26 protein-coding genes are annotated in these 24,294 nt (G+C 48.8%); 12 read left to right on the top strand and 14 right to left on the bottom strand.

Annotation, left to right across the window (positions count from 1 at the left end):
- Positions 1-21: 21 nt before the first annotated feature.
- The 6 genes from OHJ21_RS04135 to OHJ21_RS04110 form a co-directional block, all read right to left on the bottom strand.
- Positions 22-588 carry an outer spore coat protein CotE gene (locus OHJ21_RS04135; protein WP_486019342.1) on the bottom strand — a complete coding sequence of 189 codons (567 nt, stop codon included), beginning with the start codon at positions 586-588 and terminating at the stop codon, positions 22-24.
- A 128-nt stretch (positions 589-716) separates the two neighbouring features.
- Entirely contained in the window at positions 717-1,697 is a 981-nt protein-coding gene (locus OHJ21_RS04130) for an aromatic acid exporter family protein (protein ID WP_100536442.1), read from the bottom strand.
- A 136-nt stretch (positions 1,698-1,833) separates the two neighbouring features.
- The gene (locus tag OHJ21_RS04125) at positions 1,834-2,598 is read right to left on the bottom strand and encodes an ABC transporter permease (protein ID WP_411830399.1); all 765 of its coding nucleotides are present in this window, start codon (positions 2,596-2,598) and stop codon (positions 1,834-1,836) included.
- A gap of 74 nt (positions 2,599-2,672) precedes the next feature.
- A complete protein-coding gene (locus OHJ21_RS04120) occupies positions 2,673-3,446 on the bottom strand; it encodes an ABC transporter ATP-binding protein (RefSeq protein ID WP_100536440.1) in 774 nt (257 codons plus the stop codon).
- 41 nt (positions 3,447-3,487) lie between these two features.
- Positions 3,488-4,492: an ABC transporter substrate-binding protein gene (locus OHJ21_RS04115; protein WP_100536439.1), complete on the bottom strand. Its 1,005-nt coding sequence runs from the start codon at positions 4,490-4,492 to the stop codon at positions 3,488-3,490.
- A 211-nt stretch (positions 4,493-4,703) separates the two neighbouring features.
- Positions 4,704-6,221 (bottom strand): carboxypeptidase M32, encoded by a 1,518-nt coding sequence (locus OHJ21_RS04110; RefSeq protein WP_100536438.1) that lies wholly within the window; start codon positions 6,219-6,221, stop codon positions 4,704-4,706.
- A gap of 129 nt (positions 6,222-6,350) precedes the next feature.
- Here OHJ21_RS04110 and OHJ21_RS04105 point away from each other — a divergent pair, with 129 nt between their 5' ends.
- From OHJ21_RS04105 to OHJ21_RS04085, 5 genes are all read left to right on the top strand, one after another.
- Entirely contained in the window at positions 6,351-6,680 is a 330-nt protein-coding gene (locus OHJ21_RS04105) for an iron-sulfur cluster biosynthesis family protein (RefSeq protein ID WP_100536437.1), read from the top strand.
- Positions 6,681-6,720: 40 nt separating this feature from the next.
- The gene (locus OHJ21_RS04100) at positions 6,721-7,290 is read left to right on the top strand and encodes a beta-class carbonic anhydrase (protein ID WP_090911712.1); all 570 of its coding nucleotides are present in this window, start codon (positions 6,721-6,723) and stop codon (positions 7,288-7,290) included.
- Between the two features lie 204 nt (positions 7,291-7,494).
- Positions 7,495-8,073 (top strand): PadR family transcriptional regulator, encoded by a 579-nt coding sequence (locus tag OHJ21_RS04095; protein WP_100536436.1) that lies wholly within the window; start codon positions 7,495-7,497, stop codon positions 8,071-8,073.
- Positions 8,074-8,129: 56 nt separating this feature from the next.
- On the top strand, positions 8,130-8,573 hold the full coding sequence (locus tag OHJ21_RS04090; RefSeq protein WP_100536435.1) for a hypothetical protein: 444 nt from the start codon (positions 8,130-8,132) through the stop codon (positions 8,571-8,573).
- A gap of 3 nt (positions 8,574-8,576) precedes the next feature.
- Positions 8,577-8,855: a YxcD family protein gene (locus OHJ21_RS04085; protein ID WP_036637522.1), complete on the top strand. Its 279-nt coding sequence runs from the start codon at positions 8,577-8,579 to the stop codon at positions 8,853-8,855.
- A 247-nt stretch (positions 8,856-9,102) separates the two neighbouring features.
- Here OHJ21_RS04085 and OHJ21_RS04080 read toward each other — a convergent pair whose 3' ends face one another.
- Positions 9,103-9,705: a TetR/AcrR family transcriptional regulator gene (locus OHJ21_RS04080; protein WP_100536434.1), complete on the bottom strand. Its 603-nt coding sequence runs from the start codon at positions 9,703-9,705 to the stop codon at positions 9,103-9,105.
- Between the two features lie 169 nt (positions 9,706-9,874).
- On the opposite strand from OHJ21_RS04080, the gene OHJ21_RS04075 reads away from it, so the two are divergent.
- The 4 genes from OHJ21_RS04075 to OHJ21_RS04060 all read left to right on the top strand — a co-directional run bounded on the left by OHJ21_RS04075 (position 9,875) and on the right by OHJ21_RS04060 (position 13,191).
- Complete coding sequence (locus OHJ21_RS04075) at positions 9,875-10,432, top strand: hypothetical protein (RefSeq protein WP_100536433.1); 558 nt, start codon at positions 9,875-9,877, stop codon at positions 10,430-10,432.
- Between the two features lie 59 nt (positions 10,433-10,491).
- Positions 10,492-11,061, top strand: coding sequence for a GNAT family N-acetyltransferase (locus OHJ21_RS04070; protein WP_486019341.1), 570 nt, complete (start codon positions 10,492-10,494; stop codon positions 11,059-11,061).
- 41 nt (positions 11,062-11,102) lie between these two features.
- Positions 11,103-11,285 (top strand): hypothetical protein, encoded by a 183-nt coding sequence (locus tag OHJ21_RS04065; RefSeq protein ID WP_165789589.1) that lies wholly within the window; start codon positions 11,103-11,105, stop codon positions 11,283-11,285.
- Between the two features lie 67 nt (positions 11,286-11,352).
- Positions 11,353-13,191 (top strand): UbiD family decarboxylase, encoded by a 1,839-nt coding sequence (locus OHJ21_RS04060; protein ID WP_486019340.1) that lies wholly within the window; start codon positions 11,353-11,355, stop codon positions 13,189-13,191.
- Between the two features lie 172 nt (positions 13,192-13,363).
- Here the strand turns inward: OHJ21_RS04060 and OHJ21_RS04055 are convergent, their stop codons facing one another.
- On the bottom strand, positions 13,364-14,983 hold the full coding sequence (locus OHJ21_RS04055; protein WP_486019339.1) for a helix-turn-helix domain-containing protein: 1,620 nt from the start codon (positions 14,981-14,983) through the stop codon (positions 13,364-13,366).
- Between the two features lie 106 nt (positions 14,984-15,089).
- Positions 15,090-16,064: an ABC transporter substrate-binding protein gene (locus OHJ21_RS04050; protein ID WP_394056744.1), complete on the bottom strand. Its 975-nt coding sequence runs from the start codon at positions 16,062-16,064 to the stop codon at positions 15,090-15,092.
- Positions 16,065-16,340: 276 nt separating this feature from the next.
- Here OHJ21_RS04050 and OHJ21_RS04045 point away from each other — a divergent pair, with 276 nt between their 5' ends.
- Positions 16,341-16,880: a GNAT family N-acetyltransferase gene (locus tag OHJ21_RS04045; RefSeq protein WP_394056746.1), complete on the top strand. Its 540-nt coding sequence runs from the start codon at positions 16,341-16,343 to the stop codon at positions 16,878-16,880.
- Positions 16,881-16,906: 26 nt separating this feature from the next.
- Here OHJ21_RS04045 and OHJ21_RS04040 read toward each other — a convergent pair whose 3' ends face one another.
- Positions 16,907-17,704 carry a formate/nitrite transporter family protein gene (locus OHJ21_RS04040; protein ID WP_100536427.1) on the bottom strand — a complete coding sequence of 266 codons (798 nt, stop codon included), beginning with the start codon at positions 17,702-17,704 and terminating at the stop codon, positions 16,907-16,909.
- Positions 17,705-17,974: 270 nt separating this feature from the next.
- Here OHJ21_RS04040 and OHJ21_RS04035 point away from each other — a divergent pair, with 270 nt between their 5' ends.
- Positions 17,975-18,571: a YjgB family protein gene (locus tag OHJ21_RS04035; protein ID WP_486019338.1), complete on the top strand. Its 597-nt coding sequence runs from the start codon at positions 17,975-17,977 to the stop codon at positions 18,569-18,571.
- A gap of 111 nt (positions 18,572-18,682) precedes the next feature.
- Here OHJ21_RS04035 and OHJ21_RS04030 read toward each other — a convergent pair whose 3' ends face one another.
- From OHJ21_RS04030 to OHJ21_RS04015, 4 genes are all read right to left on the bottom strand, one after another.
- Positions 18,683-19,684 (bottom strand): phosphotransferase enzyme family protein, encoded by a 1,002-nt coding sequence (locus OHJ21_RS04030; RefSeq protein ID WP_486019337.1) that lies wholly within the window; start codon positions 19,682-19,684, stop codon positions 18,683-18,685.
- A gap of 50 nt (positions 19,685-19,734) precedes the next feature.
- Positions 19,735-20,517, bottom strand: coding sequence for a DeoR/GlpR family DNA-binding transcription regulator (locus OHJ21_RS04025; RefSeq protein ID WP_326118163.1), 783 nt, complete (start codon positions 20,515-20,517; stop codon positions 19,735-19,737).
- A gap of 162 nt (positions 20,518-20,679) precedes the next feature.
- On the bottom strand, positions 20,680-21,684 hold the full coding sequence (locus tag OHJ21_RS04020; RefSeq protein ID WP_486019336.1) for a formylglycine-generating enzyme family protein: 1,005 nt from the start codon (positions 21,682-21,684) through the stop codon (positions 20,680-20,682).
- Between the two features lie 84 nt (positions 21,685-21,768).
- A complete protein-coding gene (locus tag OHJ21_RS04015; RefSeq protein WP_486019335.1) occupies positions 21,769-23,229 on the bottom strand; it encodes a sulfatase family protein in 1,461 nt (486 codons plus the stop codon).
- A 248-nt stretch (positions 23,230-23,477) separates the two neighbouring features.
- On the opposite strand from OHJ21_RS04015, the gene OHJ21_RS04010 reads away from it, so the two are divergent.
- Complete coding sequence (locus OHJ21_RS04010) at positions 23,478-24,281, top strand: helix-turn-helix domain-containing protein (RefSeq protein ID WP_486019334.1); 804 nt, start codon at positions 23,478-23,480, stop codon at positions 24,279-24,281.
- The last annotated feature ends 13 nt before the right edge of the window (positions 24,282-24,294 follow it).

Below are 24,294 nucleotides of genomic sequence, written 5' to 3'. Positions count from 1 at the left end.
CACTCCTACAGGAGGGTTATCTTACAGTTCATCCTCCAGACCTTCGTAATCAAGGTCTTCATAATCATCGACTTCGTCTCCCCAGACGTAATCAAATTCTTTGTCTTCGTAGTCGCCGTGATGATGGCTGCATACTTTGACAACGACCTTGGTTTCCGCAATCAGCTCCACCGCGTACTCTCTCTCTACCCGCAGAATGACACTCGTGCCATTCGAGGATACGCTGGCCTCAACGCAGCTCGGCTCCTGTGTCGCTTCAGCCGACACTTCCACCGTCGATGCACGATGCTTCGGATCCAGATAAGAAAGAGGCACGCGTTCTACATACGATACCGTTTCTTTCGCCACATCGGTCTGTGAATTTTTGTCATAGGAATACCAGATGTTAACATCGTAAGTACCAATAACTTCAATTCCGTCTCCGGCGGCAACCGCCTCGTATTGATGGTTTATAATCCAAGCCCCCAAAATACTGGTCGGATTATTAGGCGGAGTCACGGTATGTGTTACGGTAGAGAATTTACGACCCTTGCCGCAGATCGCCTTCGTGATGATTTCTCTACATTGGTGTTTATGACTCAATGACATCTTCGAACCTCCTCCATACAATCATTCCATACATGTGTATGCAAGACATGGGCGAATGTTGAATGAAGTGGTCCAAATAAATTCATATGATGCTAAAAATATCAGATTTTTTTTTGCAAATCCCTGAGCTATACGGCCGAATCCGCGTGCTTCTGCGGTTTTTTCGCCGTGGGCGCCTTATACTTCTTCGAAATATTCAGATAGTATTCCAGTTCATGGCATAGCTGGAGAATGGCGGACCGGACCTCGAATTCTTCGCGGGTTGTCGGCAGCTCCATCTCCTTGAACCTGTCCTCCAGCTCAATCAGCAGTCCTTCGGACTTGCCCGTATATCCTTCGGCAACGACATCCTTGCTTAACTGATCGAATATTTCCGCCGTCAGCACGCCGTGCGGAAGCCGCTCGTACACCTGGGAGATCTGATGCATCATGCTCTGGATATTCTCCATCTGTTCCTTCCGCATATAAAAATATATGTTCCAGGAGCCGTCCGGATGAATCATCTGATTCTCGGAGGCCCGCTTCGCTTCCTCAATTCCTTTTTCAATCTGCCGGTTGGCCTCGATCAGCTCTTTACCGTCCCATATATGTTCGGGATCTCGAAGTGTAAGCGAGAAATGATGGAAAATGACAGAGAAGAGCCCGTCCACCTTCCGGCGGATCTCCATCATCGCTCCCTCGCTGTTTGGCATATAAACCAGATTCACAAGCATGGCCGATCCGAGACCGATAATCAACAGTTCAATTTGGGTGAGCAAAATGTCCACCCCGATCTCTTCGCCCTGAAACACCCGAAACACCACAACCGAGCTGGTTACAATGCCTTCCTTGAAGTTCGCCTTCGAAATCGCGGGGAATGCAAGCAATATGTATAAAGCCAGTACCCAATAATGAAAACCGAGAAAATAAAATAGCATACACGCCAGCACCAGGCCCAGCAATGAAGCGAACAATCTGGACGATATGGAGCGCACACTCCGTTTTCGTGTGACGTCAACGCCGAGTATAGCAAGAAGACCGGCGGACGTAGCCCCCGGTATGTTCAAGGCATCTGTAATTAAGATGGCAAGCAGGCTTGCCGCAGCCGTTTTGATGACACGAAATCCCATGTGATGAAGAGCCTCCAGGCGAGTTGATGATGATTATATATGTTTCCTTTGATGTGACCACATATATAAGGTATCTTCATCCTAGCTTATTTTTATGCCATAAACAACCATGCCTGGGGGCTGCAGACCAAGCCCATTAACGATGAGTCAGCAATTTCCTTTCTATATATACCACCATTTGATACATAGCTGTAGCCACTACAGCGATAATGAGCAGGCTCGACAGCACAAGCGTGAAATTGAATACCTGAAAGCCGTACATAATCAAGTAACCAAGACCCGATTTGGCGACCAGGAATTCGCCGACAATGACGCCGACCCACGCCATGCCCACGTTGACCTTGAGCGTTGACACGATCGCCGGATAGGACGCCGGCAAAATAACTCGCTGAAACACCTGGCGCTTGCTTCCGCCGAAGGTGCGGACGACCTTGATCAGATTGGAATCCACCTCATGAAAACTGTTGTAAACGACAAGCGTGGTCACAATGACCGTGATGGATAACGTAGTGACGACAATAGCGGTAAAACCCGCGCCAAACATCACGATAAATATGGGACCCAGCGCCACTTTCGGCATACTGTTGAACACAACCATATAAGGATCCAGAACTTTGTTGAGAAACGGTGACCACCAGATCAAAACGGCCAGCAGCGTGCCTACCAGCGTGCCGAGCAGAAATCCGACAACCGTCTCCCCTACCGTGATCCCCAAATGCCCCCATAACTCGCCGCTGATCATGTTCCCCCATATGTTGGCAAAGATTTTGGTGGGATAGCTGAAGAGCAGCACGTCAATCCATTTGAATCTGCCCGCCGCTTCCCACCAGATAAAGAATAACAGCAGCAAGCTAAGCTGAACGGTCAGCACGCGTGTGCGTATGCTTTTCTTTTGCTTCATATGTTTAACATAAATATCCTGGAGCCAGCCCTTCGAAGAAGAAGCAGAAGGCTCATCCCTTGATGTCATAGGCTTCACTCCTTCCCGATCGTTTGCATTTCGCCCCAGATCTCATGAAACAATTCGTTGAACCCTGGCTCCTTACGAGCAAAAAAAGGCTGTACCCGGCGTATGTTCTCGGGAATATTGAACATGCGATGAATCCTTCCCGGGTTGCGGTTCAATAGAATAACCCGGTCGCTCATCGCAATCGCTTCGGACAAATCATGGGTGACCAGGATGGCGGTCTTCCCCCGCTCCTTCAAGGTCTCCACAATCAGATCCTCAAGCTGCAGCTTCGTCTGATAATCCAGTGCGGAGAAAGGTTCATCCAGCAGCAGCAGCCCCGGGTCCGTCGCCAGGGTCCTTACGAGTGCAACCCGCTGTCTCATTCCGCCTGACAGCTGGGCCGGATAGAGATTGCCGCTCTCTCCGAGACCCATCTCCTTAAGCAAACTCTGGACGATACCTCGGCTTTCCGGATTCAATCTCTCCGTCAGTTCCAAGCCGATCAAGGCGTTATCCATAATGGTGCGCCAAGGAAACAAATAGTCCTGCTGCAGCATGTACCCGACCTCCGGCGACGGTCCGTTTACCGGTTTGCCGTTCACGTAGGCGGTTCCTTTGGATGGCTGCAGCAAGCCGGCAATGACAGACAAGATCGTTGTCTTGCCGCAGCCGCTGGGTCCAACCAGGCTGATGAACTCCCCTGGTTCCACTTTCAATTGAATTCCTTCCACAGCCAGAGAGGCTTCCCGATCCGTGACATATACGTGAGCGATATCGTTCAATTCAACTACCGGTACCATTGGTGCTCTCTCCTTTCGTTCTATGGATTAGGAGCACTTCATTATTTAGCTTGTTTTGCTTTCTCGGCAAAGCTGTTGTTGACGATCGTGTCAGGCGCTACCCGTTCTTTCAGCTCCCCGGCTTGCTCCATCACGTCAAGCAGATTGTTCCATTCCGCCTCGTCCACGATCGGATCGGTTGCATAGCTGCCTTGCTCTTTGTAGCGTTTAACGGAAGACACCACGATGTCGCGGTCGCTATCCTTAAAATAAGGCATAATCGCATCCGCGATATCTTCCGGGCTGTTCGCATCCACCCACTGCTGTGCCTTGTAAAGGGCATTCGTAAACTTCTGCACCGTTGCATCGTTTTTGTTGATGTAGCTCTGCTTCGTCATGAATACGGTATATGGCAGACGTCCGCTTTCTACGCCAAAGGAAGCGACCACCTTGCCTCGGCCTTCTTTTTCAAATATGGAGGCCTGCGGCTCAAAAAGCTGAACAAATTCACCGGTACCGGAAGCATAGGCAGAGGCGATATTCGCAAAATCGATATTCTGAATCAGCTCCAGGTCCGCGTGCGGATCGATCCCTTTTTTATTCAAGGTAAACTCGCCTGCCATCTGCGGCATTCCGCCTTTACGCTGTCCGAGGAATACTTTACCCTTCAGGTTGTTCCAGTCAAAAGCACCCGATCCGTCTCTGGCCATTAGAAATGTCCCGTCCGTCTGCGTCACCTGTCCGAAGTTAATGACCGGATCTTCAGAGCCCTGTTGATACACATAAATCGAAGTTTCCGAGCCGACGAGTGCCACATCGATGGCCCCCGACAGCAGGGCCGTCATCGTTTTGTCTCCGCCAGGAGTCGTCTGCAGCTCGACATCTAGACCTTCTTCCTTGAAAAATCCCTTTTCCAATGCGACATACTGCGGCGCATAGAAGATCGAGCGAGTCACTTCGCCAATCTTGACCTTCGTAGCCGATCCGCCGCCACCGCACCCGGCAAGCGCCACTCCGCAAACAAGCAGCATGGTTAGCGCCAGCCCCCACCATTTTTGACGCTTCATCGTAACCCTCCATTCCCATTGACCCTTTGTTTCTTTTCAGCATATGCATGTGCCTGCCCAAAGGTTAAACGTCTGATAGAGTATGCCGGCGGATGGTGATGGGCACTATGGATATTTGGAAGGAAATAACATCTGCCTGTGGAAGCCTTCGAAGGTGATACTGTGTTAATGCAAAAAAACGCAGCCCCTTGGGCTGCGTTTATCGTGATGCTTAAAGTTTGTAAATCTCTTTATACTTCTCTTCGAGATAGTCGGCCAGATAGTCCGGATTCAGTTCTTCTCCGGTGACACGGACGATGATCTCGGACGGCTTCTCGCTTTTTCCGTACTTGTAAACCTTGTCCGTCAGCCATTCCTTAATCGGAGCCAGGTTCCCTTCTTCGATGAGCTGGTCGAGGTTCGGCAGTTCTTTGCGCATCGTATGAAGGAACTGAGCCGCATACATGTTGCCAAGGGAATACGAAGCGAAATATCCGAAATCGCCCCCGGACCAGTGAACATCCTGCAGAACCCCCATTCCGTCGTTCGGCGGCATAATGCCAAGGTATTCTTTATACTTCGCGTTCCAGGTCTCCGGAAGATCCTTCACCGCCAACCCTTCGTTAAAGAGCATTTTCTCGATCTCATAACGAATGATGATGTGCAGATTATAAGTTAGTTCATCCGCCTCAATTCGAATCAGAGAGTTCTCTACCTTGTTCGCGGCCAAATAGAAATCCTCGATGTCCACGTCCTTCAATTGTTCGGGGAAGTGCTGCTGCAGATCCGCGAAATAACGGCGCCAGAACGGACGGCTGCGGCCAATCATATTTTCCCACAGACGGGATTGAGATTCATGGATGCCCATTGAGGTACCGCCGGAGAGCGGCGTACCTGCAAGCTCCTTATCGATATTTTGCTCGTAAAGGGCATGCCCCCCCTCATGCAAAGAGCTGAATACCGCACTTAGCACATCATCGGGAAGATACATGGTCGTGATGCGCACGTCACCCGGGTTCAAGCCCGTCGCAAATGGATGCACGCTCTCGTCCAAACGTCCCGCTTCAAAGTCGTAGCCCATTTGCTCCAGCAGGAACAAGCTGAATTTCTCCTGCTGCTCTTTCGGGAACAGCTGTTTCAAAAAGTCCGTTTTCGGCTTGAAGGGCGAATTCTGGATCGCATGAACTAGCGGTACCAGACGCGCTTTCAGGCGTTCGAAGATGGCATCCACCTTTTCCACCGTTAAATCCGGCTCATACATATCAAGGAGTGTGTCGTATCTGGTGTTTTTCACGCCCCAATATTCAATAAACTCTTGCTTGAACGCAACAATCTTCGTTAAGTAAGGTTCGAAACCTTCAAAATCGCTGTTCTGCTTCGCTTCCTCCCACTTCGTCTCCGATTGGGCGGCAAGAATGGAATACTCCTGGAAGCGTTCAGGCGGGATGGATTTGCTCTGATCGTACACCTTGCGTGCTTCGGCAATCATGCGGCGTTTGCGGTCATCGAGCTGTTCTGCCTGTTTCGGCTCCGTAAAAAACGATAACAGCTGTCCCATTTCTTCCGATATTTGCAGTTTAAATGCTTCTGTGGATAGAACCCCGATCGTTTCCGAACGAATTTCGGTTCCCTTGCGTGGAGCACCGGTCCGTAAATCCCAATGAAGTAGGCCAATAGCTTCGTAATAACTCATGATTTTGCGAACCAATCGATCAAATTGTTCCCATTGTGGTAAATGTTGTACTGCCATTCCGGCACACCTTCTTTTTTTTATAATAGGATTCTTCTATACTCTATTGATGATACTTTTTACAAGGTATATAATCAACTTCCAGAAAGAATAAATAATAATATACATATAAAGGAGTGTCAGGATGCCGTGAAAATTCAACTCACCCCGCAAGCAGAGCTGAAGCTGAAGGACAAGCTCGGGGACAAACCGGGCGCAATCAGGCTGATCTATGACACGGAGGGATGCGGATGTGCCGTCAACGGCTTCCCAGGCCTGCGTATTGTAGATGAGCCGACGACGGAAGATATCGCTGTCGAGACAGGCAGCCCGGTGCCGTTTATCATGAACCGCAAGCAGGCCGTTTTTTTCGAAGAGAAGATGAGGCTCGACGCCGATCCAGCCACTTACTCCTTTCGCCTGGACAGCAGCGGACAGAACTACGGTACCAACATTCAAGTATTAGATGCCAGAGCATAAGAACAACAAATAAACAATAGATACAAAGGAGAGAAAATCGATGGAAAAACACCTTAACAGCATTCTGGAACACAATCGCAGCTTTGTAGAGAATAAAGAGTACGAATCCTACCTGACAGGGCGTTTTCCTGAGAAGAAACTCGTCATTATCACTTGTATGGATACACGTTTGGTCGAGCTGCTCCCTAAAGCGATGAATTTCAAAAATGGCGATGTTAAAATCATTAAAAACGCCGGCGCGATCATTTCACAGCCCTTCGGAAGTGTTATGCGAAGCGTCATGGTCGCACTGTACGAACTGCACGCCGAAGAAGTCATCGTTGTGGGACACTACGAATGCGGCATGGCTTCCCTGAACGCCGAGGACATGATCCAGCATATGAGAGACCGCGGCATATCCGATGAAGTGTTATCCACGCTGGAAAACTCCGGCATCCGGTTATCCAAATGGCTTCGCGGATTCGATAACATTACGGACGGTGTAAAAAATACCGTAAACCTGATCAAAAACCACCCACTTCTTCCTCCAAACGTACCCGTTCATGGCATGGTCATCGACCCCAACACCGGCGCGCTTGATCTGGTCGTTGAAGGTTACGAGAACGAATAATTCAACCAAAGTCAAATGGAAGCACAAACGCTTAAGCGTTTGTGCTTTTTTAGTCACAATTTTGCCAAATGCGGAGAGAAAGCCCCCTCCCCCGGTTGTCAAACCATACAGTTTCAGTGTACACTTTTTATCAACCGGACCGATAGGCGGATTATCATCCCTGCCTTAGCGTCCACGATATGCGTTTCAAAGGGAGTTATGTCCATGAATACGTTGTCATACGGCTTGTTAGGATTACTAGCAAGAAGAGAATCATCGGGATACGATTTGATGCTTCGAATACAGCCTTTTTGGCAAGCCAAACACAGTCAGATCTATCCACTGCTGTCCAGCATGGAGGAGAAACAGCTATTGTCCTCGCACTGGGTCCAGCAAAGTGATAAACCGGACAAGAAAATCTATGCGATTACAGAAAAAGGCATGCAGAAGCTGCGTGAATGGATGTATCAACCCATCGCGCCTGCAGTCACCAAGGATGAACTTTCTCTTCGAACCTTTTGCCTGTGGCTAACGGAGATCGGCATCGCCGTCGATATTTTCGAGGACCGCAGAATCGGGTATCTGGAGAAAAAACGTTATTATGAGCAGATATTAGAGGGAATTCCGGAGGATACCCGCGAGATTGGAAGCAAGGCTTTCAGCAATTATGTACTCGCTACAAAAGGGTTGATGATGGCTGAAACCGAGCTGAAGTGGTGTGATTGGGTACTGGAATTACTGAGACGGCAGCAGCATACAACAGCCTCAAAACATGGTCGCACAAATTTTGAAACCTTATCGTGACTCGTCCGTATTACTCTTTATTACTCTAAATTTACTGGGAGGTTCGACAGAACACGATGAAAAAAGTATTGACTATTCTTGTAGCGATTACACTGTTCTTTGTAGCGCTGACGCCTGATTCCGCAGATGCCCGCAGAGGTGGCGGAGGTTTCAAATCCGGCACCAAGTCATACAACAGCACTCCGAAAAAGGATACTAATAATGTTCAACAAACGAACAACCGTTCCAATACGACAGGAGCAGCCGGCAGCACAAAAAAACCAGGATTTTTTAGCGGCGGCAGCTTGATGAAAGGACTTATGATCGGTGGTCTGGCTGGTTTGCTCTTCGGCAGCATGTTCGCCGGCATGGGCTTCATGGGCGAAATCATGGGATTGCTCATTAACCTGATCGCAATCTGGGCTTTGATTATGATCGTTATGGCTGTTGTACGTGCCGTGAAGAATCGTCGTAAACAAAACGAACCTCGCGACAACAACAATAACAATAATCGGTACTAATCCATGGTTCTGAGCATGGATGAAATCGTCAATGCGGTCTGCCTTCATCAGGCGGAACGTAGAGGCGTTAAACCAACCGATGTATCGCTTGAGCTTAGCTGGGACGAAGATACCGGATATACAGCCGAAGTATGGGTCAGCGGAAGAACGCAATATTTGATTGAGGCTAACCTCATCGAAGCTATTCTCCGTTACCTGCACTCCGAGTACAATATCCGCGCTTACAGCGAACAAGTACGACTTGAGCTGGAAGACGAAATTATCGCAATCGTTCAGCAATAATGTTATGAATTGATAAAGCAGCCGCTTCGCTACTATGCGAAGCGGCTGCTTTTTGATTACAAACAATAGGATCAGTTCGTACACCGCACCAGCTTCAGAAGAACCTAAATAAAAGAAATAAGCCTTCCATAATGAAGGCTTATTTCTCACTAGGTACGCTTATATCATTTCTCTACCAATACTTCATTCAAGAAATTCCCCGTTTAGAAGCACTTCCCGAAACAGCTCATCATGATATAAAACCATATCAACGGCCTTCATGTTTTTGACCGGCTAAGCCGTAAAAGAAAAGCTCCAACAAGGTTTCCATGCTGCCATTGCCATATTCCTGGTTCCCCGAATCCCAGCGTCGCCCCAGCTCATTCATGAACATCGAGAAGTACAGCATCGCGACCTCTTCGGTTTGGTTCTTATGTATATAACCTTCTTGTTTCCCAAGCGCGACAAATCTCATGAAAAAACCTTTTACCTTCTCCTCGCTATACTGTTGGATCGTCTGACTAATGCCACGCTCCTCGGAGGTTTGGAATTTCCCGAACTCTTCCGACAAAAAGGTCAGATTCTTAGCCTCCAGCTGCATGATTTCTCGGGTCTTCTCGGCAAAAGAGCGCGTGGAATCTAAAATGCGCTCATACACCTCCAACTGCTTGTCCATCCAATCCTTGATCATTTCCATATAGAGCTGGTCTTTGGTTCCAAAATAGTTATATATCGTCGCAGGTGACACGCCTGCCTGTTGGGCGATTTCGTTAACGCTAACCTTTTGGTAACCGTGCCTTGAAAATAGCTGGAAAGCGGCGTCGAAGACTTGTTCGATTTTTTTGTGCTTTCTTCGTTCGTACCCGTTCATGTATTCTTCACCTCAAGTGAAGTATATATCAAGTTTTAGAGCAACTCAATACTTTCACTATAAAACAATTGACAACCACCTACTCGAAGTTATATTGTTTTTGTAGTAATTCAATTTAATTACTACATAATATCAATTTAAATTAGAAAAGAAATGAGTGTGTTATGTAATGAAAATCGTAAAGATTCCTTCGATTCTGCATGATGTTTTTGGTGAAAAGCAGTCCGTTGGCTCTATTCTGGTCATACTGCTCTTCGGTGGACTTCTAACCATCGCGATGGGCCTCATTTATCCTGAAATCACAAGCTCTTTGCCTTTATGGCGCAGTACCCTTGCCTTATTGCTCATCTTCGATATATTTGCCGGCTGCATTGCCAATTTCACAATCTCAACCAGTAATTTCTACGCGTCCCGAAAAACGAATCGCACAGTGTTCATTGCGATACACGTTCATATCATCATGATTGCGCTTCTCTTGAATACCGATATTGAGTATGCCGTAGGTATATGGGCATATACAATCGCTGGAGCTGTGATCGTAAATGCGCTGATCGGGAAATCATCGCAGCGTTTTATAGGAGGCTTGCTCCTGTCGATCGGCATAGGAGGTACGTTCTTGCTGTCCAACATCCAGCCCTACATGTTATTGGCCGGCACCCTGTTTATGCTGAAAGTATTGTTCAGCTTTGCTGTCGATCATTATGGCGAAGCTGTAGAGAAAGCATGAACACTTCATGCAGAGTATCCAAGCTGACCAAATCGGATAAACTCTTATTTTCATCCATTATGAGCCTGGCATTTGCCCGGGATCCCTTGTTTCTGCATGCATTTGGCGATCCAGAACTCGATCGTAAATCAAGAAGCAGAGCGGCCGCATTTGTCTCCTTCATGTTTGATAAAAGCTTTCTGCTGAATGAAGATATATGGGGCTATTTTGAAAACGAAATCTTGCTCGGTACCTTTATTGTAGAGAAACCAGGCATAAGCAAGCTTAAGCGTTTTAAGGGCGCTTTTTTGCTGATTGGAAGGCTCTTGCCTTTGTTATTCCAACTACCAGTCAAAACATTGGGGTTCCTCAATTCCTATATGGAAATTACGAGATCGGCTGCACCTTCTTCTCCACACCATTATCTCATTATGATCGGAGTGAATCCGGAGGTCCAAGGCAGGGGAATTGGAACAGCAATGCTGCTGCACCTGCTCCAAGTGGTTCATGCGGATAACAAGTCACATGGAATCGCGCTCGATACGGAAAATAAGGGGAATGTAAATTTGTATCAAAGGTGGGGATTTGCTTTAAGGCATGAAGAGAATATCAACGACCTGACCGTGTATTGCATGTTCTATCAGAAATAGCTCTCCGATATGCTATGATCTGCGATTGTGGTGGTAGTAAGATGATGCATCGTAACGGCACGAGGTTGCAGGATCATATCCCGGCAGCGCTGAAAAGGCTCGGGCTGCCGGCGAATACGTTCGATGGCGCAAACCCGATCGCCTTGTCCTTTGCTTCATGCTTTGGACAGGGCGATTTTTTTTATGCTGGAGCCATTCTTCCCGTCTATATTAGGTGTCATTGACCTGTGCTGTGAGATTGTCGATAATAGTAGAATAAGTTCACTATCTTCAAGGGATTGGAGCTATGTAATGAAATATCATAATCTGGAAGAATGCATTATGGATCTGGAGAAACACGGGCATTTGGTTCGTATACATGAAGAGGTTGATCCTCATTTGGAAATGGCAGCCATACATATGAAGGTATATGCCGCAGGCGGCCCGGCGCTGCTATTTGAAAACGTTAAAGGTTCAAGATTCCGCGCGGTATCCAACCTGTTCGGTACGATCGAGCGCAGCAAATTCATTTTTCGGGAAACCTTCGAATCCACGCAAGACGTGATCGCGCTGCGCAACGATCCGATGAAGGCACTCAAAAATCCGTTCAAGTATATCGGGACGGGATTGGCAGCTAAAACCGCATTACCTATCAAAAAAACGGGGACTGTCCCACCTGGCTTTCAGGAAATCCAAATTTCCGATATGCCGCTAATTAAGCACTGGAAGGAAGATGGGGGTGCTTTTGTCACCCTGCCTCAGGTCTATTCGGAAGATCCGGAGAAGCCAGGTGTCATGAATTCCAATCTGGGCATGTACCGGGTGCAGCTCACAGGCAACGAATATGAAATGAACAAGGAAGTCGGCATCCATTACCAAATCCACCGGGGCATCGGCATCCATCAAGCGAAGGCCAATAAATTGGGGCAGCCGCTTAAAGTAAGCTGTTTCATCGGGGGTCCCCCTGCGCATACGATTTCAGCGGTTATGCCGCTGCCGGAAGGCATGAGCGAGCTAACCTTTGCCGGCTTGCTGTCCGGACGCCATTTCCGGTACAGCTATGTTGACGGCTACTGCATTAGCCACGATGCGGATTTCGTCATTACTGGGGAAATCCATCCGGGTGAAACCAAGCCGGAAGGTCCCTTTGGCGATCATCTGGGCTATTACAGCCTTGTCCATCCGTTTCCTGTCATGCGAGTGCACAAGGTCTACGCCAAACAACAGGCCATCTATCCATTTACGGTCGTGGGAAGACCTCCGCAGGAGGATACGTCCTTCGGCGAACTGATTCATGAGCTCACCGGCGGGGCCATCCGGCAAGAAATCCCGGGTGTCAAAGAGGTTCATGCGGTGGACGCTGCTGGGGTTCACCCCTTGCTCTTTGCCATCGGCAGCGAACGATATACCCCTTATCAACAAGTGAAACAGCCGGCTGAGCTTCTCACGATTGCCAATCGGATATTGGGCACGGGCCAATTGAGTTTAGCCAAGTATCTGTTCATAGCGGCTGAGGAGAACCAAACCTTAGACACGCATCAGATCGAGGATTTTATGTCCTATATATTGGAACGTATCGACCTGCACCGGGATATCCATTTTCAGACCAATACCACGATCGATACACTCGATTATTCAGGCACCGGACTCAACACCGGCAGCAAGGTCGTATTTGCGGCGGTCGGGGATAAAAAAAGGGATTTGTGCCAAGAGGTGCCTGAAGCCTTGAAGGATCTGCCCGGGTACTCGCCAGCGAAATGGATCATGCCCGGCATTGTCGCGATCCAGGGAGCCCCTTTTACGAGTTATGCCGAAGTGCGGCAGGAAATGGAGCATCTAAACGAGGAGATCCGTGCGAGAGGTGCCCTCTCTTCCTGTCCAATGATCATTCTGTGTGATGACAGTGAATTCATGAGTGCGACGGTGAATAATTTTCTGTGGGCAACCTTTACGCGCAGCAATCCTTCCCATGACATTCACGGTGTGAACAGCCGCTATGAGCACAAGCACTGGGGTTGTGATACGGTCATTATCGATGCCCGTACGAAACCTCATCAAGCCCCTCCATTAATACCGGATGAAGAGGTTGAACGCAGCATCAAGCGTTTGTTTACGGATGGAGGCAGTTTAAGTCGTATTCCGATACGATAAAGTAAAGGATGACCCGCGGGCGTTATTCCAGAAATGAATGAAATTTATAAGGGCTGGTCTCTAGTCAATGCGACTTTGGGATCAGCCCTTATATATCTTCCTAGGAACCACGATGATGCAAAAAGAGCGGTAGTTGGGATTCAACTTCAAGTGCCATTCGGTTGTCCGCTTCCTATACCAGCACGCTCAGCACATCCTCAATCTTTCTCCCGTGCGATATGATCCCATAATTCATCCAGGTGAGAAAATCAACCTCGTACACACAGCCTCTCTTAACTGCCGGCAGTGACTTCCATTCCGGCGTATCCATCACGCTTCTCTCCTCGCCTTCCCATGAAGAATGGCGTTTATCGAGGGTAATAAACAAATGATCGGCATCCAATAGTTTCATGTATTCCCGGGTTAGAATCGCATTTCTGGCATTCCCTGACAACCGCTGGACGAGCGGATGCGGGGTCAGCCCAAGATCCCTGTACAGGATCGGCCCGGTATACCCGTGATCTGGGCCCGAATACAGACTCATTCCCAATGCCGATATACGAAGACAAGCCACGGTTTGTGTTCGGACGGCTCGTTTCAGAAGCGCCTTGGCTCTACTAGCTTTATATTCATACTGTGCAATGACATCCGATACCCGATCCATCCGGCCCAGCAGGTCTGCCGATGTGCGAAGCGTCTGGCGCCAATCCTCGCCTGCGTGCGGAAACTCGTATGTTGGCGCTAACCGTCCCAAGCCGTCGTCGGACATCCAACGTGTGAAGCCCTGATCCGTCATGATCATATCCAGCTTATGACGGGAAAGTTCATCAATATCCTCACGCTCGATATCGATGACAGGAACATCGTGCAAGCCAAGGTAATCCTGCTTTCCCCACCGCGGGTGGGTGCATTGTACGACGGGCTTAATGCCGAGAGCTACCAGAAAATCTTCAAGGAATGGCGCAAACACCCGCATAGTATCGTGGTCATGGTGACGACGTCGATATTGACCAGGAGAAACGCCGACCGTCTGTTTGAATCGACGATTAAAATAATATTCGTTGCTAAACCCAACGAATGATGCAATATCCAGCAGCCGATCTTCCGTTGCCAGCAGCAATTCTTTTGCACGCTCAATCCGGATACGGTTCAGATAATCAAGCGGATACTGGGTCGTTAACTCTTTAAAAATCCGCGTATAATGCCAACGCGCAACGTCCGCACGTTCAGCCAGTTGTTCCACTGTCCACGGCTTCCGGTAATCTTCTGTCAGATGCTCGATCGATCGCTCCACTGCCTGACGTATATCGATGGTCTGTGAATCGTTCCGGTTCTGGCTGCATAGAAACAGCATAAGCTGCTGAAATCGAACGTGAATCTCGAAGTCTTCCAACTCGCACCTGATTCCCCGTTGCTTCCAGAGAGCTTCCAAATAGTCAAGGCACTGGGAGAACGGACGACAGGACAGCACTCCCTGGCGCAGGCAGGATTGGAAGCTTCGCACTGGCTCAGAGTCGGTCTTCGTGCCATCAATCCTCCAATATTCGTAAGTTAATCGATAGTAAGCCAAACCGTCGGATTCCGAATGAATAACGGCAGTTGTGCCGGGGACAATGTAATAACATTGCCCTCGCCGTATGGCATGCTCCGAATCCCCCAGTACTAATCGTCCGGTCCCGGCAGTCGCAATAAGCAGCGTGAAGTCGTTCCCGCACACGGGAGCCTCCAGCCCATTTATGGAACGAGAACGAAACCGAATATCCTTAAGCCTATAAAAAGCAGTATCGCGCAGCAACTTGATCTCATCGTTCATGTCATCTTCCCCTACCGAAAATCATATGTATAGCGCATAGAACAAAAAAGCATATCAACTTGGTTGACAGCTTCCTGTTCATTCTCATCATGCACGGTTCATCTGATTATTGGACAAACCAGTTCAAGAGGTCATCGGCTTTCATCATATTCGCTTTAATTGCGCCCGATTGCCAGTGGGTTCGATCCGCTCTGTACACATGACCGTTTTTGACGGCGGGTACAGATTTCCACAACGGACTGTCAAATACCTGCATTGCTTCTTGATTCTCTTCCGAGTCCCAGCTGCCGTTCGAAGGCAAAATAATGATATGGTCCGCATCTAACTCCGGGATTTTCTCTTCGGATAGAATAGCTTGAAAATCGGTCATGTCACGCGCAAACGGGTGTGGAGTCAATCCCATTTCTTTGTAGATATTGCCGATAAACCGGTTCTCGATACCAAACAGGGCGAGCGTTTTATCTCCGACATTTAACCGGAGCACCGCCACGGTCTCTTCCCCGACAGCTTGTTGCAGTTTCATCCTCGTTTCCTCGATTTTCTTATGATAGTCGCTCAACACGCCTTCGGCTTCCTCAGGTATGCCGAGCACATCCCCTATCGTCTTCATAATGTCCGGCGGACTTTGTAAAATCGATTCGGGCAGCCGATAAGTAGGCGCTATTTTGGAGTATAGTTCATACTTGGCCGCATCCACCGCGCCGTCAACAATAATCAAATCCGGATCAGCTTCCAGCAGCGATTCTATACTTCCCGTTATATCAAAGGTCGGAACTTCGAGTCCCAAATAATCCTGTTTCCCCCAGCTTGGATGATACCACTGCACAACAGGTGTAATGCCAAGGGCCAGCAGATAGTCCTCCAGGTAAATTCCTGCTACCCTCTTCGGATTTACTGGTATTTCGACCTCGCCGAACTCATCTTTCATTACTTTGGTTTCACCAGCCTCTTGTTTTGTCTCGTCCTGGGCGACCTGCTCCCCCACCTTTTCCGTGAATTGCTCGGAAGGTGCTGCAACCTCCTTGTCCTGAGGTGTTCCGCATCCAGCCAGAGCAATCATCAGTACAAGTAATGCTATCATCCATCGGGTACTCTTATGATATGACCTTGCCATAAATCGTTTCTCCCCTTGCCTGTTGTTAAAAGGTACGAAAGAGTTTCTTCCAATTACACTGATTATGATAATCATTCTCATTTCGTTCAGGAACATTGTATCTCACTCCATGTGATCAAACAATACATTTTCTCAAATCATTTCTTATACAAACGCGAAATAAGAGCCCCCTGTCAGGAGCCCTCTTCTCTTCCTAGATCAATCTCAATATAATGAATACTATATCTTTTTGGGAGGAAGAACATGTTTCCAATACTAGAGACCAAACGATTAAAGCTGAGGGAAATCCAGCATCAGGATGCCGGGGCCATCTATAGCTGCTTCTCGAATGATGAGGTGACTCGCTATTACGGACAAGACACACTGACCACCCCCGAGCAGGCTATCCACATGGTTGAGCTCTTCGCTACCAACTACGCGGAGAAACGCGGGATTCGTTGGGGCATCGAAAGGAAAGATACACAGGGTCTCATCGGCACCATCGGGTATAACGTATGGTCCCCGCGGCATAAGAGGGCCGAGATCGGATATGAAATACATCCAGAATCCTGGGGGCAAGGTTATGCAATCGAAGCTGCCTCCGCCGTGATCCCATATGGTTTTCAAGTGCTTGGCTTGACCCGCATCGGTGCCGTTGTTTTTCTTGAGAACCAGGCTTCCCACGCCCTGCTGACCAAACTCGGTTTTGAAGCGGAAGGTATCCTTCGCCAATATATATATCAAAACGGCGTGGCACACGATACGCGGGTGTACTCAATATTAAAAACTAACCACTTGCGTTAGGGGTTCTGCTTAAACCTCTCTAAGTTTCATTCTTCCGGGGATTCCTTCGCATCCAGAAAAGGTTTGTTCACAAAATAATACATAAAACCCATCAGCAGCACGCCGCCAATCAAATTGCCAATCGTTACCGGGATCAGGTTATGCAGTACGCCTTCCAATGAAATCGTGCCGGGATGATTCAGCACGAGCGCAATAGCAAAGGTGCACATATTTGCAACGCTGTGTTCATATCCGGAAATGAAGAAACAGAATACAAACAGCATCATGGCAAACATTTTGGCGCCGTCGCCCTTCAGTGACATCGGGATGAAAAAGGCTAGGCATACAAGCCAGTTGCACAGAATTGCCCTGAAAAACAGCTGCACCGTCGGAGTGGTCATTTTGTGCTCAACCACATCGAGCAAAAAACCGTTCACGGATGAATCCATGAAAAGTCCGGTCAAGAAAATCAGCAGCGCAAACGTGCACGCCCCCAAGATATTCCCCGCGTAGCTGAAGACCCACAGCTTGACGACCTCCAGCCATCTTAGTTTCTTGCGCAGAGCGGCATACGTGTAGTAGAACGTGTTCCCCGTAAACAAGTCCCCTCCCCCATACGCGATCAGAATGATCGCCGCGCCAAACGTAAGGGCGGCCATCGGGTAAGTCAGGGGGGAATGCTCCAGATAAAAGAAGTTGCCTGTCTTAAAAGCAACAATGACGCCAAAGCCGATAAACATGCTGGCGAGCATGGAGCGGGCGATGTAACGAAGATGGCTTTGCTTGAAGATTTTGTGTTTTTTGAGAGCAAGCTGCTCCACCTTGAGTAATGATTCGGTTTCCATAATTCCTCCTGAAAAAGTCGATTCTATATAGATTACACGATTTTTCCAATAATTCATATCACCTTATGTATCATTACCCCATTTCACCTGACGAAACATTCATGGGGGACAGAACTCGATCCGGTCGGGGTATCAAATCTGATATTTCATCTTCATAGAATCGTAACCCAATGTCGTTAAGCTTCCACTATCATAAGAAGATAAGGATGACACACTTGTTTGATGCACAGCGCAGGTGGTAATTAGTTGTTACAAAGGAGAGGATGCAACATGAACTTGAAACAACCAGCAAAAAAAGCAATCGTCGCCTTGACCATGGCAGGAGTTTTCGGCGTAAGTGCAATCGGTGTAAATCATGCTGTTTTTCCGCTGCAGCAAGCAGAAGCGGCTGCGGCGGCCAATGCCGGCGATTATGCTGCGGAGCACGCGCTCAAGACGCTCAACAGCTTCTATAAACCCGCATTAAAGGGACAATTTCCTGGTGCCGTCAGCGGTTTAACGATCGGTAAAAGCACAAAGCAGGATGTTTATAAAGCCATTGGCGAGCCTTCCGTGGCAGGCAAGCATGCCGACGCCTTCGATGTATACGGGGCCAACATGGGGAATCCAGGCTACGCCTTTTCCTATAAACTGAACAAAATCCGCGAGATGCGTTATTTTGGCACGAACGTGGAGCGGCAGACGAACATCGGCGGCATCACCATGAAAATGCTGAAGCAGAACTGGTTTGCACCGGACGCCACAACCACTTTCAAAACCGGAAAAGTCAAGCAAACCAAGCTCACTTACAACCGTGGAGATTACAAATTGGAGTTCATCTTTAACAGCAGCACAGAGCTGGACCATATTAATCTGCTGAAAAAATAACCGTGATTAGAAACTCTCACTCCCCAATTTATGGTTAACCTGTCCACCATAAAACATCAGAAAAGCCCGGTCTCTTAGAGAGCCGGGCTTTTCTGATACAGCACCCATTTCTTACATCAAATACTGAAACAACATATCATCCAGCCACTTCTGGCTGGATTCCATCCGCTTAAATCCGGCAGCTAGCATATTGACCTGTTCCCTTAACACTTGAGACTCATCGGTCCCTTCCCGATAGCGGCTCAAAAAATGCAGAAATACATCAACCATACGCAAGCGCATGAGAACCGGAATTGCGGCAATCTCCTCTACGTTCAGTCGAACGCGGCTGGCAAATCCTTCGCAAAACTGCTGTATGGCCTTCCTCTCGTCCGCGACTCCCAAAAATCCCGAGATGACGACCGCAGGCTCCATCGCTCTTACATCCCGTGTGCAAAATTCAAAATCAAGCAAAGCGGTGACCGTATGCGGGTGCTCTGCGTCTACCAGCAGGTTCGATAGGTTCAGATCACCATGCACCAGCTGCTGCGGCAGATTTTTTAGAGATTCAAGCCTGCTGCATATATCGGCGTATGCTTCTTTTAGTATATGAAGTGCCTCGATTTGATCCTTAAACTCCATTGGCGGCTGCTTGCAAAAATCTAGAATGAACGCTTCGCTGCATGCAGGATAAGACTGGAGCAGCTCGAAATAAGGTGGGTACACCGGTTCCATTCCGATTGAACAAACCGCAAGGGCATTTACCAGTTCCCCCGTATTCTCCCCGAAGGAATACGCTGCTTGAGTGCTGCCTTCTTCCGGACGCACTCCTTCAATATATGCAAATAGGCAGGCGTAACGATCACTCCCATCCTGAAGCCGAACCATCTTATCGCCAGACGCGGAAGGAAGAGGAGCCGGAATCTTAAAACTCAGCGGCACCTGCTGCAGCGAGTCCAGAACCGCAAACTCGAATTCGATTCTTGCCTTATCTCGATGTGTATTGTAAATACGCATGACCGAGCGGCGTTGTTCGTTATGAATAAAGTGGGTCGTATTGTTCCAGCCCGTCGGACCTTTAACCCGTTCACCGTTCCACTCTGGCCAGTAGACTTGCAGAAGATGCTGAATCATGATTTTACCTCTCTTACCCCTTTAAATCTTCAGTTATATCAAATAGAGCGTCATTTCTGTGCAACTTCTTCCGTTTTTGCCACAATAACCTTTACGCCAAGCTCCTGAATCCGGTCCATAACCTCCTGATCCGCCTTTTGATCGGTAATTAACACATCCAGATCTTCGACGGAGCCGGCTCTGGCAAAGCCATCCTGTCCGAGGATCCGATGCGTTGCCATGCCAATTCTGCGGCGGGATACGGCAGAGACCGCGCGACCAAAAGCGGCAACTTCAGGAGTAGCCACGAATATTCCCTCATCGGAAATACCGCCTCCGCTAACGAAACTGATATCAAATTTAAATTGACGAATAAATTCGTTAGCCAGCACGTCCGTAATATTTCCGGAAGGCTTCACCCGCCCGCCAATCAAATAGGTGTCAATCCATTCGCGCTCGCGCAGAGCTTCTGCTACACGCATGCAGTTGGTCACGATCGTTAAGGGCATCTGCTCCGGAAGATGCTTCAGCAGCAAGTAGGTAAGCGAACTGCTGCCAATGAATAACGTATCTTTTTCTCGGACGTATGAAACAGCTAATTGAGCAATGGCGTTCCCTTCCGGAGAGCCTTCACCATACCGCTGTTCCGGGACCGGGGGCGGTTGTCTGACTTTCATGGATGGAATGGCGCCTCCGTGCGTTTTCTGAAGTAAGCCTTGTTCCTCCATGATCGTCAGATCCCGGCGAATCGAATCAATCGATATTTCAAACCGTTCGGCCAAGTCCTTGGCAATCACCCGTTTATCTTGATGCAGCAAAGCAAGAATTTTCTGACGACGTTCCTCGGCGAACATTCCTGATTGATCTTGCACCATACATCTCCCCTCCTGGATATTCATTAATCTTCCACTTTTCACCTCGATTATATTCATTTTCATCCCGTTTTTCAAGCGTTTATTATCATAATCATTCGTTTATATTCGTTTTTAATCGTGTTTTTTCGGGTTTTGTAATGATTACAGAACAACTGAAGGCATTTCCTTCGTGTCCCTCACAACACGGAAACCGCAATTGCCCGTCGAGCTGTCGGGCGTATTCCCGCTGCGTGCCGCGACTCGGTACCGGTTGCAGTAGGATCTGTGGCACAGGTACGAACCGCCGCGCATCGACCTTCTGCCGCTTGGCTCCATGTAGAATGGATTTACATCCGAGGTTTGTTGATGATAAGACGGGCTGAACCAATCGCCGCACCATTCCCATACGTTACCGGACATGTTATACAGTCCGTAACCATTCGGTTTATAGGCATCCACCGGCGCGGTTCCGATATACCCGTCGCTGGCGTTATTTTTGACCGGAAATTTGCCCTGCCATATGTTGCATCGATGTTCTCCGTCCTGCTTCAGCAGATCGCCCCATGGATAGGTCCTGCCCTCCAAACCGCCGCGAGCCGCATACTCCCATTCCGCTTCCGTAGGAAGCCTCACGCCTGCCCAATGGCCGTATGCCATGGCATCGTTCCAGGATATATGTACGACCGGATGGTCCATCCGGTCTTCGATGCTCGAATCCGCTCCCTCGGGTGCTGCCCAATATGCACCTTCGACCACCAGCCACCAGGGCACTTCTTGCGGAACTTGTGCGACTCTTGCCTTTGTCTCCTCCGAAGCCAGCAGTTCAAATACAAACGACCATCCGAAATGCTCCGCTTCCGTAACATAACCGGTTGCTTCCACAAAGCGTCGAAACTGTTCATTCGTAACGGCATACGGTGAGATTTCAAATCCGGAAACGGTTACGCTGCGAGCCGGCCCCTCGCCGTCACGCGGAAAGCCTTCTTGCGAATTCGTGCCCATCGTAAACGTCCCTCCAGGCAGCATGACCATGTCGGTATGGAGATCAGGAAGAGACTGTTCATGATCCTCATCTTCTCTAATATTGCCAAGCTGTTCCTTCTGACCGGTTTCCGCTAACTGCACGTTCGCTCGGGAGCCGGCGCAGCAAGAATGTTGTTCTCCCATGCTAAGTTCCTCCTATGCTTGATACGGAGAACAGGACAACCACTATCGGAGCGGTTATCCTGCTTCACCTTGCTATAATTATTATTACACGAACTCCCGAGGATGGCGACGCATCAATTCCGGAATCGCTTCACCTCGGCCCGTGTTCTTCAAACGCTCGATATACCGGGGCAGATGACCTTTGGCATGGTAAGGTCCCCCCTCCTTCATGACCGTCCATAATGGATCCACGTCAAACGGCATCGTTAACATCATATGATCATGCCACTCATTCAGCAGGTAGACGGCTTCCCTGCAAAGATCCGGCCTTTGAGAGGCCTGATTGTGCTGTTCATGAACGTCCTCGGTGATGTGGAACAGCATTTCTTTGTCGAACAGATGATAGCCGTCGTGGTACGTTCGAATGTAGAGCCATTCTCCAAATCGAACGCTTCGCTGACAGACATGGGCGCATTGAGAGACCACCAGATACTCCCTGCCTCTGCCTTTCCCGCTTCGCAAGCTCTCCGCATAACTGATGCCATCCCAGCTTCGTGCCGGTGCAAGGTTCAAATATTCCGCCATCGTAGGCAGAAGATCCAGATGATAGTGGAGCTCGCGATCCGTTACTCCCTTCATGATGCCAGGCCCCCGAATAATCATCGGAATGCGGCAGGTTCCTTGATCCGCTGTGCCATGTTCCCCATAAATCCCAAGCTCGCCCATGTTCTCACCATGATCCGCGGTAATGATGACGATCAGATCATCCATCACTCCCTTGTTCTCCAGCAATTTAAAGATGGCGCCGATGTGCTCGTCCATATGCCGAATGCCGCAATCATAGCCGTCCACCATCGTCCGCAAATCCTCCATCGTCCGAATCTCTCCGGGATGACGCGGAAAATCGGGAGATACTTCACTATTATACATGTTAATTTCATTCACTCCATGCGGGCCAACCTTCTTCTGATGCTCCTGAAGCACCTCTTCGGTAATCCAATCCGGGAGAGGATCATGCTCGAACGGGTTTCCCAGCGACTGCGGTGCCCGATAAGGTGTATGCGGATCCCAGAAGTTCACATAGAGCATCCAGTTATCTTCATCGGCGTTACGATCCAGCCAATCCAGCACGACCGGAGATACTTCTTCTGCCGACTCCAAGCCGCCCTTACCTGTATTATACATTTCATTGAAGCCCGCATAGAAGGTCCAGGCGGAATGCCGTTCTCCGAACGGACTGATCAACGCGGTTTTCATGCCGGCACGGCGGAATATAGCGGGAAAACTCTCCGAAGCGAGTTTATCGCGGAAATCCCGCGTAATGCCTTCATGCCGCACATCGGCTGCCGAGCCCCCATGGCCTACGACGCCGTTATGAATGCCGAATTTGCCGGTCATCAGCGCGGTTCTTGAAGGAAAACATGGAGCGTCCGAGGTATAATAATTGTCAAAACGCACGCCTTCCGCCGCTATTCGGTCAATGTTCGGCGACGTATTCCGGTGATATCCGTAGCATCCTAAGTGATCCGGTCTGGTCGAATCCAAATCCAGCAATAATACTCTCATATCCTCATCGCTTCCTTCCTCGTCTGAATTCACTTACCCTGGATATATGTCAGCGTTTACAAAACGACTGCAGTTGACTGAAATTATAGGCCAATGCTCTGTCCGGAGTCGATGTACATTTCGTTAATTTGTTGTACGATTCTACTACGATTTTAATAAGTAGGAGCATAAAAACTAACAACCCCCTACTCATTGAAAGCATGAATATGCTAGGCTATAGGTATAAAATCACTGCGAGGTGTTTTCATGTGATCCAGCTGATGAGCGTAAATTTTGATGATGATATTCCGAACTGGCGAACTCAGCTTGAGACGATTGATTACAACGTCCTTGTTGTGGTAAGAGAAGGTAAAGTGAGGTATGAAATCAACGGGGAGGAGATCATTGCCGAAAAAGAAGACGTGCTCTTCATCCCGCGATCTACAAGGCGGAGCGGCGGCAATTGGAATGGCATCCCTCATCAGAAATACACCATTCTCTTTACGATGGATCCTCATGAATCCACAGGCATCCCGTTTCTGGATGAGGGACGATGCCTTAAATTCAATCTCGCGCATATTCAATATGCCTACCGTCGCTGTGAGCGCTTATTCGAGGAAATGCGGGGCGGCAAAAGCTACCGCGCCATGATCTGTCAAGGCATCATGCAGGAGCTGATAGGCATGCTGGCCCGTGAACTCGAGAAGACCGAGCTGCCACCAAGCAAAAGAAACTATGCGGATACCATCAAATCGTATCTGTTGGAGCACTACCGCGAACCGATCGAAATCGATAAACTCGCAAAGTTAATTCATCGTTCCCCGAATTATGCCACCGCCCTCTTCAAGGAGGTGTACGGTCATTCACCGATTCGGTATATGCACCAGCTGCGCGTGCTGGAAGCGTGCAGCCTGCTGCTTCATTCGGACATGACGATCGCTCATATCGCCCACTATCTGGGTTATTATGACACGTCCTATTTTTATCGCATGTTTAAAAAATACACCGGTCTGTCACCCTCCGACTATGTGCAGCAGGGGGATCGGTCCGATGTATCCAAGCTCTTCACCTAATCCTCTCTGATTG

The organism is Virgibacillus sp. LDC1 (genome assembly GCF_025792345.1).
Taxonomy (GTDB): Bacteria; Bacillota; Bacilli; order Paenibacillales; family Paenibacillaceae; genus Paenibacillus_AQ; species Paenibacillus_AQ lautus.
Note: the sequence above shows the minus strand (reverse complement) of the source record. Positions and strands in the feature narration are given on the sequence as shown.

What these genes read in the sequence shown, in the direction of transcription:
- OHJ21_RS04135 (WP_486019342.1), bottom strand. Translation starts at nt 588, where the DNA reads ATGTCATTGAGTCATAAACACCAATGTAGAGAAATCATCACGAAGGCG.
- OHJ21_RS04130 (WP_100536442.1), bottom strand. Translation starts at nt 1,697, where the DNA reads ATGGGATTTCGTGTCATCAAAACGGCTGCGGCAAGCCTGCTTGCCATC.
- OHJ21_RS04125 (WP_411830399.1), bottom strand. Translation starts at nt 2,598, where the DNA reads ATGAAGCAAAAGAAAAGCATACGCACACGCGTGCTGACCGTTCAGCTT.
- OHJ21_RS04120 (WP_100536440.1), bottom strand. Translation starts at nt 3,446, where the DNA reads ATGGTACCGGTAGTTGAATTGAACGATATCGCTCACGTATATGTCACG.
- OHJ21_RS04115 (WP_100536439.1), bottom strand. Translation starts at nt 4,492, where the DNA reads ATGAAGCGTCAAAAATGGTGGGGGCTGGCGCTAACCATGCTGCTTGTT.
- OHJ21_RS04110 (WP_100536438.1), bottom strand. Translation starts at nt 6,221, where the DNA reads ATGGCAGTACAACATTTACCACAATGGGAACAATTTGATCGATTGGTT.
- OHJ21_RS04100 (WP_090911712.1), top strand. Translation starts at nt 6,721, where the DNA reads ATGGAAAAACACCTTAACAGCATTCTGGAACACAATCGCAGCTTTGTA.
- OHJ21_RS04095 (WP_100536436.1), top strand. Translation starts at nt 7,495, where the DNA reads ATGAATACGTTGTCATACGGCTTGTTAGGATTACTAGCAAGAAGAGAA.
- OHJ21_RS04090 (WP_100536435.1), top strand. Translation starts at nt 8,130, where the DNA reads ATGAAAAAAGTATTGACTATTCTTGTAGCGATTACACTGTTCTTTGTA.
- OHJ21_RS04085 (WP_036637522.1), top strand. Translation starts at nt 8,577, where the DNA reads ATGGTTCTGAGCATGGATGAAATCGTCAATGCGGTCTGCCTTCATCAG.
- OHJ21_RS04080 (WP_100536434.1), bottom strand. Translation starts at nt 9,705, where the DNA reads ATGAACGGGTACGAACGAAGAAAGCACAAAAAAATCGAACAAGTCTTC.
- OHJ21_RS04075 (WP_100536433.1), top strand. Translation starts at nt 9,875, where the DNA reads ATGAAAATCGTAAAGATTCCTTCGATTCTGCATGATGTTTTTGGTGAA.
- OHJ21_RS04070 (WP_486019341.1), top strand. Translation starts at nt 10,492, where the DNA reads ATGAGCCTGGCATTTGCCCGGGATCCCTTGTTTCTGCATGCATTTGGC.
- OHJ21_RS04065 (WP_165789589.1), top strand. Translation starts at nt 11,103, where the DNA reads ATGATGCATCGTAACGGCACGAGGTTGCAGGATCATATCCCGGCAGCG.
- OHJ21_RS04060 (WP_486019340.1), top strand. Translation starts at nt 11,353, where the DNA reads ATGAAATATCATAATCTGGAAGAATGCATTATGGATCTGGAGAAACAC.
- OHJ21_RS04055 (WP_486019339.1), bottom strand. Translation starts at nt 14,983, where the DNA reads ATGAACGATGAGATCAAGTTGCTGCGCGATACTGCTTTTTATAGGCTT.
- OHJ21_RS04050 (WP_394056744.1), bottom strand. Translation starts at nt 16,064, where the DNA reads ATGATAGCATTACTTGTACTGATGATTGCTCTGGCTGGATGCGGAACA.
- OHJ21_RS04045 (WP_394056746.1), top strand. Translation starts at nt 16,341, where the DNA reads ATGTTTCCAATACTAGAGACCAAACGATTAAAGCTGAGGGAAATCCAG.
- OHJ21_RS04040 (WP_100536427.1), bottom strand. Translation starts at nt 17,704, where the DNA reads ATGGAAACCGAATCATTACTCAAGGTGGAGCAGCTTGCTCTCAAAAAA.
- OHJ21_RS04035 (WP_486019338.1), top strand. Translation starts at nt 17,975, where the DNA reads ATGAACTTGAAACAACCAGCAAAAAAAGCAATCGTCGCCTTGACCATG.
- OHJ21_RS04030 (WP_486019337.1), bottom strand. Translation starts at nt 19,684, where the DNA reads ATGATTCAGCATCTTCTGCAAGTCTACTGGCCAGAGTGGAACGGTGAA.
- OHJ21_RS04025 (WP_326118163.1), bottom strand. Translation starts at nt 20,517, where the DNA reads ATGTTCGCCGAGGAACGTCGTCAGAAAATTCTTGCTTTGCTGCATCAA.
- OHJ21_RS04020 (WP_486019336.1), bottom strand. Translation starts at nt 21,684, where the DNA reads ATGGGAGAACAACATTCTTGCTGCGCCGGCTCCCGAGCGAACGTGCAG.
- OHJ21_RS04015 (WP_486019335.1), bottom strand. Translation starts at nt 23,229, where the DNA reads ATGAGAGTATTATTGCTGGATTTGGATTCGACCAGACCGGATCACTTA.